Raw genomic sequence first — 11,451 nt, 5'->3', positions numbered from 1 at the left:
GTGATTCAATATAACGTTGTAATGTGGCTGGGCTACCTGGATTCGAACCAGGGAATGCCGGCATCAAAAGCCGGTGCCTTACCGCTTGGCGATAGCCCAACAATGAATGGTCATCTAATGAAAGAAACACATTCTAAATAATGGTGCGGTCGGAGAGACTTGAACTCTCACACCTCTCGGCGCCAGAACCTAAATCTGGTGCGTCTACCAATTCCGCCACGACCGCAGCAAATCTTTATAGTCATACTGAATATTGGTGATTCAATATAACGTTGTCTTTTCTTTCTCGAAGAAAGAATGGTGGCTACTGCGGGATTTGAACCTGCGACCCCATCATTATGAGTGATGTGCTCTAACCAACTGAGCTAAGTAGCCATCTGAGAGCGAGACAATATAATATAATCTTGCTTTCAATGCCATTATCTTTTTAAAGATAATTACACTTTAAATTGTGGCTGGGCTACCTGGATTCGAACCAGGGAATGCCGGCATCAAAAGCCGGTGCCTTACCGCTTGGCGATAGCCCAACAATGATATCTTAAAGACATCTCAATATGGTGCGGTCGGAGAGACTTGAACTCTCACACCTCTCGGCGCCAGAACCTAAATCTGGTGCGTCTACCAATTCCGCCACGACCGCGTTATTTCCTAAAAACTCTTTGTTACTAAAGACAAACTTTAATATCAAATAGAGTGCTTAGGAAATGGTGGCTACTGCGGGATTTGAACCTGCGACCCCATCATTATGAGTGATGTGCTCTAACCAACTGAGCTAAGTAGCCATTTCCATATTGTTGCTCATTTCGAAACGTTGCCGCTTCGCTGTGAACGGGGCGCATTATGCGGAGTTGAGTGAAACCCGTCAACTTTTTTTTTGAATAAATCGCGAATAAACATCTGTTCGGTTTCTTTTTAGGCAAAGAGGCGTATTTGTCGACAAAAAACAGGTCTAAAAGGCGATATATATAGGAAGTTAAGTTTCTGGTGAGAGACAATTTAGAAAGGGGAAAAACAAAAAGGCCAGTGAATTCACTGGCCTTTTTTCTAGATGTTTAATCAGAATTATACATTGAAGCGGAAGTGAACAACGTCACCATCTTTAACGATGTATTCTTTACCTTCAAGGCGCCATTTACCTGCGTCTTTCGCACCGCTCTCACCGTTAAATTCGATGAAGTGATCGAATCCAACAACTTCAGCACGGATGAAACCTTTCTCGAAGTCTGTGTGGATCTTACCCGCTGCTTGTGGCGCAGTTGCACCTACAGGGATTGTCCAAGCACGAACTTCTTTAACACCAGCTGTGAAGTAAGTCTGAAGAGTCAGTAGTTCGTAACCAGAGCGGATCACTCGGTTAAGACCTGGTTCTTCGATACCCATATCCGCAAGGAACTCTTCGCGATCTTCGTCATCAAGCTCAGAAAGCTCTGATTCGATTGCTGCACAAACAGCAACAACAACGTTGTTTTCGTTTTCTGCGTATTCACGAACAGCGTCTAGGTATGGGTTATTTTCAAAACCATCTTCTGCAACGTTTGCGATGTACATTGTTGGCTTAAGCGTTAGGAAGTTTAGGTAGCCGATTGCTGCCGCTTCTTCTTTGCCAAGTTCAACAGTACGTGCCATACCACCTTCAGTTAGAACTGGAAGTAGCTTTTCTAGTACAGTGATTTCGAATTTAGCGTCTTTGTCGCCGCCTTTCGCTTTCTTCGCGTTACGTTGAATTGCACGCTCACAGCTGTCTAAGTCAGCCAGTGCAAGTTCTAGGTTGATCACTTCGATATCTTCAATTGGAGATACTTTGCCAGCAACGTGAACAATGTTTTCATTTTCAAAGCAGCGAACAACGTGACCGATAGCGTCAGTTTCACGGATGTTAGCTAGGAATTTGTTACCAAGACCTTCACCTTTAGATGCGCCAGCAACTAGGCCCGCGATATCTACGAATTCCATTGTCGTTGGAAGGATCTTCTGTGGATTAACAATTTTTGCTAATGCATCTAAGCGTAGATCTGGAACCGGAACGATACCTGTGTTTGGTTCGATCGTACAAAATGGAAAGTTTGCTGCTTCGATGCCTGCTTTAGTCAGTGCGTTAAACAGAGTTGACTTACCAACGTTTGGTAGACCAACGATGCCACATTTAAAACCCATGATATAAACCTTATTCTGCTTTGAACGTATGTAAGCGATTTTGTGCTTTTGGTAGGCCATCTTTTAATAAGATGTCTAGGCTGCGAACCGATTCGTCAACGACGGCCTCGATACACTCTTGCTCTTTTTGAGGAGCTTTGCCTAATACATAACCTGCAACTTTATCTTTGTGTCCTGGATGGCCGATGCCTAATCTAAGACGATAGAATTCTTTATTGTTACCCTGCTTGCTGATGATGTCTTTCAGACCATTATGTCCGCCATGACCACCACCTTTTTTAAACTTTCCAATACCAGGAGGCAGATCTAACTCATCGTGAGCGACCATGATCTCTTCTGGTTTAATTTGGTAGAACTTTGCTAAGGCTGCAACTGCTTTGCCTGACAAGTTCATAAAAGTCGTTGGGATCAGCAAACGAAGATCTTCACCGTGAACCATGATACGACCCGTTAGGCCAAAGAACTTTGGTTCGTTCTTTAGTGTCACGTTATGTACACGCGCTAATTCTTCAACTACCCAAGCGCCCGCGTTGTGGCGAGTTTTGGCGTATTCTGGACCTGGATTAGCCAGTCCAACGAGAAGTTTTATTTGTTGGCTCAAGGTATGGATCTCTCTTGGGATTTCAAAAAGCGCCGTATGATATCACAGTTTATGAAAAAGGTGCGAGCTAGCTGATAGCTGCGCGATTATTCCTGTTTGTGATAACTAGCAGTGCAATATTACTCAGACATAAAAAAAGCACTTCATTGACTGAAGTGCTTAATATCTTTCTCTCGCGTGTTTCTAAAACCAAGCTTTTGTAAAAAAAGCTATTGGGCTTTGATTAGTTGAACATCGCTGAGATTGATTCTTCGTTGCTGATACGACGAATCGCTTCAGCAAGCATGCGAGAAAGGCTAAGTGTTGTCACTTTACCCGTCGCAGCCATCTCTGGAGATAGAGAGATAGAATCCGTTACGATAACTTGGTCTAGAACAGAGTTCTTGATGTTGTTCGCAGCAGTACCAGAGAAAACAGCGTGAGTTGCGTAAGCGAATACACGCTTAGCACCGCGCTCTTTTAGCGCTTCAGCTGCTTTACATAGTGTGCCACCCGTATCGATCATGTCATCAACGATAACACAGTCACGGCCTTCAACATCACCGATTAGGTTCATTACTTCAGAAACGTTAGCACGTGGACGACGCTTATCAACGATAGCGATGTCAACATCACCTAGCGCTTTAGCCGTTGCACGAGCACGTACAACACCACCAAGGTCTGGAGAAACCACAACTGGGTTTTCTAGGCCACGGTTAGCCATGTCTTCTAGAAGAACTGGAGTACCGAAGATGTTATCAACTGGTACATCGAAGAAGCCTTGGATTTGCTCTGCGTGTAGGTCGATAGTAAGAACGCGGTCAACGCCAACGTTAGAAAGGAAATCTGCAACAACTTTTGCAGTAATTGGCACACGAGCAGAACGTACACGACGATCTTGACGGGCATAACCGAAGTAAGGGATTACAGCAGTAATACGGCCAGCAGAAGCACGGCGCATTGCGTCAATCATTACCACCAATTCCATAAGGTTGTCATTGGTTGGTGCACAAGTTGATTGAATCAGGAATACATCGCTACCACGAACGTTTTCATTGATTTGAACAGCGACTTCGCCATCAGAAAAACGGTCTACAGTAGCATCGCCAAGAGAGATGTATAGACGATCAGCAATACGTTGGGCTAGTTCAGGTGTTGCGTTACCAGCAAATAGCTTCATATCAGGCACGGTGGAAACCTCGGGTTGCGTCCAGTTTTAAATAGATTGTGGGTGGGCTGATTGGTATTCAGCCAGAGTTTCTTTTAAAGGAGAAATGTTTCTTCCTTTCGCTATGAAAGCGGAAACTGTGTCAGGCAGTTGTTCTCGCACCAATTCGGCTTCTTTTTCGCTGTTAAATTCAGCAAAAACGCACGAACCTGTGCCAGTCAATCTCGACGGCGCGTATTGTAGCAGCCATGAAAGTTGCTTATCAACCTCTGGGTACAGCATTCGCACAATTTTTTCGCAATCGTTTACGTATTCTTGCTCTAGAAGCGTTGATAGCGCTCGCTTTGGCGTGTTTCGAGTTAATTCTGAATGTGTGAATATGTCTACAGTTGCTATGCTCACTTGAGGTTTAACCACAAGATACCATTTTTCATCCGGATTAGCTGGCTGTAGCTGTTCTCCAACGCCTTCAGCAAAGGCGGCGTAGCCTCGAACGAAGACAGGAACGTCAGCACCAAGCTTCAAACCGATCTTAGCGAGCTGATCATCCGAGAGGTTGAGTTGCCATAAATAATTCAGGGCGACCAACACGGTTGCTGCGTTTGAAGAGCCTCCACCAATACCACCACCCATAGGCAGCACTTTCTTGAGTTCAATATCCGCACCGAAAGAGGTCGATGTGTATTGTTGAAGGGCAGTAGCCGCTTTCCAAATAAGGTTGTCTTCTGTAGCAACGCCCGGAATTGCAGGGGTTATTGTGATCGCACTTGTTTTTTTATTTGCAGTGACCGTCAGTTCATCACCAAAATCGACAAACTGAAATAAGGTTTGAAGTTCGTGATAGCCATTGTCACGTCGACCAGTGATATAGAGAAATAAATTCAGTTTAGCCGGAGAGGGCCAATGGGTTGGCGTTGTTATCATTTTTTCAGTGTCCACTTCGAAACTACAATGTTGATTTTGTTATCGTCTTGCTTGAATGACAATCGAGTAGGGAGGGGGATGCTTTCTACATTAGTGTTGTCTTCATCTGAGAGGTGTTTACTCTGCATCTCAGTATTTCGATAATTAGCGAAGTTCAGTGTCCATAGCTGGCTGCTGACTTGTTTGGTTAGAGACTCAAGCGTGTTAGTTGTATTTAACTGGTAGCTGTCAGCTTGGTCTGGAATGCCAAGGAACCATTGAGGCAGGTGATCAATAGGTATCTGCAAACCTGTCAGTTGCTCAACCAATACAGAGGCACTTGCGTGAGTAAATACTTGGTCGTCATAGGTCACCACTTTGGCCCCCGACGGATCTATAGTCAGGTTCAATGCGGTTTGACCGAGGAATGTCGTGAGCCTTAATTGACTGTGATTTGGTGAATGCTTCCAAATGAAGTTTAGGCTTTGGCGCTGCTCTGGAGAAATGTAGGCGAGCTTGCCCGAGGCTTGGTAGTTTTCTATCTGTAAAAGCCGATCTTGATGACTTTGCCACTCAACACTGGTCGGTTGTTCAGGTATAGACGAGCAACCCACCATAATTATGGTCATAAAAATAAGAGACGTGATTCTACGAAGTTTGCTCATATTTGCTCACAACTTGTTCAAATTTATCTAAAAAACGCTTCAACTATAGCATTGAATTCACGAACTCAGGAAAACAAATCCCGCTTGCTCTTTAAATAGAGCCATGCATCAAGTAAAATTCGCCCCTTGTTTCCATTCCCTGATCGAGAACTTCTGATACATGTCTTTGCTTGCCGTAGGTATCAATCACAATACAGCGTCGGTTGAATTGCGAGAAAAAGTCGCTTTTGGTCCAGATAAATTATCTGAGGCACTCAAGCAACTTAACGCAAATGCACACGTGAATGGAAGTGTCATACTTTCTACCTGTAATCGAACTGAAGTGTATTGCGACGTTAAAGGCGTGGCTAAAAACAAACTCATCGATTGGTTGTCGGTTTTCCATCAAGTTAGCCCAGAAGAGCTAAAGCCAAGCCTTTATATCCATGAAGAGCAGGCGGCGATTAAACACTTAATGCGCGTTGCTTGTGGTTTGGACTCTTTAGTCTTGGGTGAACCGCAGATCTTAGGTCAGGTGAAGCAAGCGTATACGGACTCGCGAGAGAACAAATCCGTTGATGCTTCAATGGAAAAACTATTCCAGAAATCATTTTCTGTTGCGAAGCGTGTTCGAACTGAAACTGAAATCGGCGGAAGCGCGGTTTCTGTAGCTTACGCAGCCTGTACCTTAGCCAAGCATATTTTTGAATCCATCGCAGATTCAACCGTGTTACTGGTTGGTGCGGGTGAAACCATTGAGCTGGTGGCTAAGCACCTTTCGGCGAATGGCTGTACAAAAATGATTGTGGCGAACCGAACTCGAGAACGTGCTCTAGGGCTAGCAGAAGAATTTGGTGCTGAAGTGATCAGCTTGAATGAGATCCCTGATCATCTTCATCGAGCGGACATCGTAATTAGCTCAACCGCAAGTCCATTGCCTATTATCGGTAAGGGTATGGTTGAGACTGCTCTAAAAACAAGAAAGCATCAGCCGATGTTATTGGTTGATATTGCCGTTCCACGTGATGTGGAATCGCAGGTTGGTGATCTAAATGATGCCTACCTTTATTCGGTTGATGATTTGCAGTCGATTGTTGATGGCAATATCGAACAACGTAAAGTTGAAGCGATTCAAGCTGAAGCGATCGTCAGTGAAGAAAGTGCCGCGTTCATGAGTTGGATGCGCTCTTTACAAGCGGTAGACAGTATTCGAGATTACCGTAAATCGGCTAACGAAATCCGCGAAGAATTATTAAGTAAAAGTTTACAATCGCTTGCCGCTGGCGGTGACCCTGAAAAAGTTTTACTCGAGCTCAGCAATAAGCTCACAAACAAATTGATCCATGCTCCAACGCGCGCACTTCAAAGTGCAGCTGAGCAAGGAGAACCTGCAAAATTAATGGTCATTAGACAGAGTTTGGGCTTAGAAAACCCTCAATAATATTAGACCTCCAACAAGATAAGACATTATGAAAGCCTCGATTCTAGTAAAGCTTGAAACACTTGTTGAACGCTATGAAGAAGTTCAACATCTACTTGGTGATCCAGATGTAATCGGGAATCAAGACAAATTCCGTGCACTTTCGAAAGAATACTCTCAACTTGAAGAAGTGACAGCTTGCTTCCAGTCATACCAGCAAGCGAAAGAAGATCTAGAAGCTGCTGAAGAGATGGCAAACGAAGACGACGCAGAAATGCGTGAAATGGCTCAAGATGAAATCAAAGATGCGAAAGCAGCAATTGAGCGTCTGACTGATGAGCTACAGATTCTTCTTATTCCAAAAGATCCAAACGATGAGCGTAACTGTTTCCTAGAAATCCGCGCAGGTGCGGGTGGTGATGAAGCAGGTATCTTCGCGGGCAACCTGTTCCGTATGTACTCTAAGTTTGCTGAGAAGAAAGGTTGGCGTGTTGAAATCATGAGCAGCAATGCTTCTGAGCAAGGCGGCTACAAAGAGATGATCGCTAAGGTTAGTGGCGACGCTGTTTACGGCACCATGAAGTTTGAGTCAGGCGGTCACCGTGTACAACGTGTACCTGAAACCGAATCTCAAGGCCGTGTTCACACGTCAGCATGTACGGTTGCGGTTATGCCTGAGATCCCAGAAGCGGATCTTCCAGAAATCAAAGCGGGCGACCTTAAAATTGATACTTTCCGTGCATCAGGCGCGGGTGGTCAGCACGTTAACACCACGGATTCAGCAATCCGTATTACTCACTTACCAACGGGTACAGTAGTAGAGTGTCAGGACGAGCGTTCTCAGCATAAAAACAAAGCGAAAGCGATGGCTGTTCTTGCTGCTCGTATTGTTCAAGCAGAAGAAGAGCGCCGCGCGGCAGCGGTTTCTGATACACGTCGTAACCTACTAGGTTCGGGTGACCGTAGTGACCGTATTCGTACGTACAACTACCCACAAGGCCGTGTTTCGGATCACCGTATCAACCTTACAATTTACCGTCTTAACGAAGTACTTGAAGGTGACATGCAAAGCTTGCTTGATCCTGTACTTCAAGAGCACCAAGCCGATCAGCTTGCTGCACTTGCAGAGAACAACTAACCAGTATGCAGTCAGCATATACGGTTGAAAGTGCTTTAAAAGCAGCAATCGTAAAGCTTCAAGAGGGTGATAACACATCACCCTCTATTGATGCCGCGGTACTGCTTTGTCACGCCTTAGATAAACCAAGATCTTACCTACTGACTTGGCCTGAGAAGCATCTCACCTCTGAGCAAGAGTCTGAATTCAATGCCCTTCTAAAACGTCGCTTAACCGGTGAGCCTGTGGCTTACATTATCGGTGAGCGTGAGTTTTGGTCACTGCCGTTAAAAGTTTCCCCTTCTACATTAATCCCACGCCCAGATACCGAGCGTTTGGTTGAAGTAGCGTTGGATAAAACCTTTGGCAAGCAAGGCGCGATTCTCGATTTAGGGACAGGTACAGGTGCTATCGCGTTAGCATTGGCGTCTGAGATGCCGAATCGACAGGTGACGGGTATTGATCTTCGCCCTGAAGCGCAGCAGCTTGCGACAGAGAATGCACAGCGTCTCAACATCACCAATGCGACTTTTTTGCATGGTAGTTGGTTTGAGCCTTTGAGCTCTGAAGGCGTTGTGAAATTCTCTCTGATTGTTTCTAACCCGCCATACATTGAGAAGAATGATCCTCATTTGTCTCAAGGCGATGTGCGTTTTGAGCCGATCACAGCACTGGTTGCTGAAGAGAAAGGGCTTGCAGATATTCGATACATTTCTGAAAACGCACGTGGCTTTTTGGAAAATGAAGGTTGGTTAGCATTTGAACACGGCTATGACCAAGGTTTGGCAGTTCGTGAGATTATGCAGGCGCTCGGTTATCTCGATGTTGTCACAGAGAAAGATTACGGTGGTAATGACCGAGTGACATTGGGTCGTTACTGTTCATAGTTAGTGATTGTTAATCGTCTTGTGAGCAATGGATGATGAACTTGCTAAATTGATACCTTTAACTCGACAATACATTTAACCCGATAATGCATTTAACGCAGAAATACAGAGCATTAACGGGTATTGTGAGGCTCGTGTTAACGAAAGCACATATAAAAATATAAAGGAATACCATGTACGAAGGTCTAAAACATTTTCACCTATTAACGATTGCTATAAGTGCGCTACTTCTCTCGATTCGTTTCGCTCTTATGATGGCTAACTCACCTAAGCTTAAGCATCCTTTCTTGCAGCGTTTCCCTCATATCAATGACTCGTTGCTATTGCTATCGGGTATTGGTTTGATTTTCATCACTGGCTTTATTCCATTTACACCAGCAGCACCATGGTTAACCGAAAAACTAACTTGTGTTATGGCTTACATCGCATTAGGTTTCTTTGCGCTTAAGCTAGGTAAAAACAAGCTACTGAGAGTATTCTCTTTCTTTGGTGCGCTAGGCTGGTTAGCGATGGCAGGCAAAATCGCAATGACCAAGACACCAACATTTTTCGGTTAATTATCTCCTTATTTCGGTTAACTATCTATGTACGAATTTTTTGATGAAGACTTTGACCAGCTAGAGTTAGCTGAAGGTGCATTGATCTTAAATAAAGCGATTAACCCAGAAACTCAAGACAGTTGGGCAGAGCAAGAGCTGGCGAGATTGTTAAAAGACGCCGAGTTTGCTTTGGTTAATGAAACCGATGAACAGCAGAAGTTTGAATCTTTTATTCGACTATTCTTTTATGAATGGGGTTTTGCTGGCGATAAAGATGCGTATTTCTCTTCGGAAAACGCGTTCATCGATAAAGTGCTTGAGAGAAAGAAAGGCATTCCAGTGAGTCTGGGGGCGATCTTTCTTTTTCTAGGTCGCAAGCTAGGCTTTCCTGTAGAGGGCGTCTCTTTCCCGACTCAATTCTTACTTAAAGTAAGTTGGTACGGGCAAGCTGCAGCCTATATTAACCCTTATAACGGTGAGTATGTTGGCGAACAAACGCTGCGAGCATGGTTAATTGGCCATGATGGCCCATTAGCTAAGGTGAAACCTGAGCACTTAGAAGTCGCCGACCACCCAACAATTATTGGTAAGTGGTTAGCCCTGCTCAAGAGTGCACTGCTGCGAGAAGAGCGTTATACACTTGCATTGAAGTGTACTGACCTTGCTTTGACGTTTGTACCTGATGACCCATATGAAATCCGTGACCGCGGTTTTATCTATCAGCAGCTAGACTGTCACCAAGTAGCCGCAACCGATTATCAATACTTTATCGACCAATGCCCAGATGACCCGGCATCTGAGTTACTGAAATCTCAAGTGAACGTCATGAACGAAAAGACAGTGGTCGTTCACTAATTAATAATTATTTAGAGAGAATATGATGGAACAGAAAACAGTTCATATTGGCGATATGCCAATTGCTAACGACAAGCCATTTACGCTATTTGCAGGCATGAACGTTCTTGAATCTCGCGATCTTGCTATGCAGATCTGTGAGCACTATGTAAAAGTAACCGAGAAGCTGGGCATCCCTTACGTATTTAAGGCGTCTTTTGATAAAGCGAACCGCAGCTCAGTTCATTCATACCGTGGTCCAGGAATGGAAGAAGGTCTCAAAATCTTCCAAGAGCTGAAAGATACTTTCGGCGTGAAGATCATTACTGATATCCACACAGAAGCTCAAGCTCAGCCTGTTGCGGATGTGGTTGATGTAATCCAACTACCTGCATTCCTAGCTCGTCAAACTGATCTTGTTGAAGCAATGGCTAAGACTGGCGCAGTAATCAACGTGAAGAAGCCTCAGTTCATGAGCCCGAATCAAGTTGGCAACATCGTTGATAAGTTCGCTGAGTGCGGTAATGACAACATCATCCTTTGTGAGCGTGGCGCTTGCATGGGTTACGATAACCTTGTTGTGGATATGCTTGGCTTTGGCGTAATGAAGAAGTCTTCAAACGGTAGCCCAATCATCTTCGACGTGACGCACTCTCTACAAATGCGTGACCCATCAGGTGCTGCATCTGGCGGTCGTCGTGAGCAAACGGTTGAACTTGCTAAAGCGGGTCTTGCTACGGGTATTGCGGGTCTGTTCATTGAAGCTCACCCAAACCCAGACCAAGCTCGTTGTGATGGCCCATCTGCGCTACCTCTAGACAAACTAGAGCCGTTCTTGAAGCAGATGAAAGCACTTGATGACCTTATCAAAGGCTTTGAGCACATCGATATTAAATAATCGAACTGCATATAATTAACAGCCGGCGCAAACGCCGGCTTTTTTGTACCAATCGGTCAGCGAGTTGCGGTTAAGTTGATACTTTCAAACCAGTTAGCCTACCAGTGGGTATGTTATAGCATATCAATTAAAGCTCTGATAAATAGAATAAATTTAACGAAGGTCACTTTTCGGGGATGTTGAATTGAGCTAATCACAAATAATCTAAAAAATTATGAAAACGTTTGCCTGTGATCACTTATTTGCTCAAATGCAACTTTGCCGCTTTGTTACACACTCGATAGGAGATTAAGGTGATCTATCCTAC

At 44.5% G+C, this 11,451-nt stretch carries 11 protein-coding genes and 6 tRNA genes; 6 read left to right on the top strand and 11 right to left on the bottom strand.

The window, feature by feature from the left end; all coding sequences use genetic code 11:
- Window positions 1–24: 24 nt before the first annotated feature.
- The 11 genes from AB4585_RS00555 to lolB all read right to left on the bottom strand — a co-directional run bounded on the left by AB4585_RS00555 (window position 25) and on the right by lolB (window position 5,470).
- Window positions 25–99: transfer RNA gene (locus tag AB4585_RS00555), tRNA-Gln, on the bottom strand.
- 42 nt (window positions 100–141) lie between these two features.
- Window positions 142–226, bottom strand: a tRNA-Leu gene (locus AB4585_RS00550).
- 72 nt (window positions 227–298) lie between these two features.
- Window positions 299–375, bottom strand: a tRNA-Met gene (locus tag AB4585_RS00545).
- A 77-nt stretch (window positions 376–452) separates the two neighbouring features.
- Window positions 453–527 (bottom strand) — tRNA-Gln (locus tag AB4585_RS00540).
- A 28-nt stretch (window positions 528–555) separates the two neighbouring features.
- A tRNA-Leu gene (locus AB4585_RS00535) sits at window positions 556–640 on the bottom strand.
- A 65-nt stretch (window positions 641–705) separates the two neighbouring features.
- Window positions 706–782: transfer RNA gene (locus tag AB4585_RS00530), tRNA-Met, on the bottom strand.
- Window positions 783–1,062: 280 nt separating this feature from the next.
- Window positions 1,063–2,154: a redox-regulated ATPase YchF gene (gene ychF / locus AB4585_RS00525; protein ID WP_010439159.1), complete on the bottom strand. Its 1,092-nt coding sequence runs from the start codon at window positions 2,152–2,154 to the stop codon at window positions 1,063–1,065.
- A gap of 10 nt (window positions 2,155–2,164) precedes the next feature.
- Window positions 2,165–2,755, bottom strand: coding sequence for an aminoacyl-tRNA hydrolase (gene pth, locus AB4585_RS00520; RefSeq protein ID WP_004739815.1), 591 nt, complete (start codon window positions 2,753–2,755; stop codon window positions 2,165–2,167).
- Between the two features lie 223 nt (window positions 2,756–2,978).
- On the bottom strand, window positions 2,979–3,923 hold the full coding sequence (locus tag AB4585_RS00515; RefSeq protein WP_004739814.1) for a ribose-phosphate pyrophosphokinase: 945 nt from the start codon (window positions 3,921–3,923) through the stop codon (window positions 2,979–2,981).
- 27 nt (window positions 3,924–3,950) lie between these two features.
- Entirely contained in the window at window positions 3,951–4,826 is an 876-nt protein-coding gene (gene ispE, locus AB4585_RS00510; protein WP_017062310.1) for a 4-(cytidine 5'-diphospho)-2-C-methyl-D-erythritol kinase, read from the bottom strand.
- A complete protein-coding gene (gene lolB, locus AB4585_RS00505) occupies window positions 4,823–5,470 on the bottom strand; it encodes a lipoprotein insertase outer membrane protein LolB (RefSeq protein ID WP_029236526.1) in 648 nt (215 codons plus the stop codon). Before lolB ends, ispE begins: the two co-directional genes overlap by 4 nt.
- Before the next feature lie 160 nt (window positions 5,471–5,630).
- On the opposite strand from lolB, the gene hemA reads away from it, so the two are divergent.
- The 6 genes from hemA (at window position 5,631) to kdsA (ending at window position 11,144) form a co-directional block, all read left to right on the top strand.
- Window positions 5,631–6,890, top strand: a complete 1,260-nt coding sequence (hemA, locus tag AB4585_RS00500) for a glutamyl-tRNA reductase (protein ID WP_017062312.1) — start codon at window positions 5,631–5,633, stop codon at window positions 6,888–6,890.
- Between the two features lie 28 nt (window positions 6,891–6,918).
- Entirely contained in the window at window positions 6,919–8,007 is a 1,089-nt protein-coding gene (prfA, locus tag AB4585_RS00495; RefSeq protein ID WP_017062313.1) for a peptide chain release factor 1, read from the top strand.
- Window positions 8,008–8,012: 5 nt separating this feature from the next.
- Complete coding sequence (prmC, locus tag AB4585_RS00490) at window positions 8,013–8,873, top strand: peptide chain release factor N(5)-glutamine methyltransferase (protein ID WP_017062314.1); 861 nt, start codon at window positions 8,013–8,015, stop codon at window positions 8,871–8,873.
- A 173-nt stretch (window positions 8,874–9,046) separates the two neighbouring features.
- A complete protein-coding gene (locus tag AB4585_RS00485) occupies window positions 9,047–9,430 on the top strand; it encodes a SirB2 family protein (RefSeq protein ID WP_009848726.1) in 384 nt (127 codons plus the stop codon).
- Between the two features lie 27 nt (window positions 9,431–9,457).
- Window positions 9,458–10,267: a SirB1 family protein gene (locus AB4585_RS00480; protein ID WP_017064164.1), complete on the top strand. Its 810-nt coding sequence runs from the start codon at window positions 9,458–9,460 to the stop codon at window positions 10,265–10,267.
- Between the two features lie 22 nt (window positions 10,268–10,289).
- Window positions 10,290–11,144: a 3-deoxy-8-phosphooctulonate synthase gene (kdsA, locus tag AB4585_RS00475; RefSeq protein ID WP_017069619.1), complete on the top strand. Its 855-nt coding sequence runs from the start codon at window positions 10,290–10,292 to the stop codon at window positions 11,142–11,144.
- Window positions 11,145–11,451: the final 307 nt, after the last annotated feature.

The organism is Vibrio sp. 10N.222.49.C9, assembly GCF_041474985.1.
GTDB lineage: Bacteria > Pseudomonadota > Gammaproteobacteria > Enterobacterales > Vibrionaceae > Vibrio > Vibrio crassostreae_C.
Note: the sequence above shows the minus strand (reverse complement) of the source record. Positions and strands in the feature narration are given on the sequence as shown.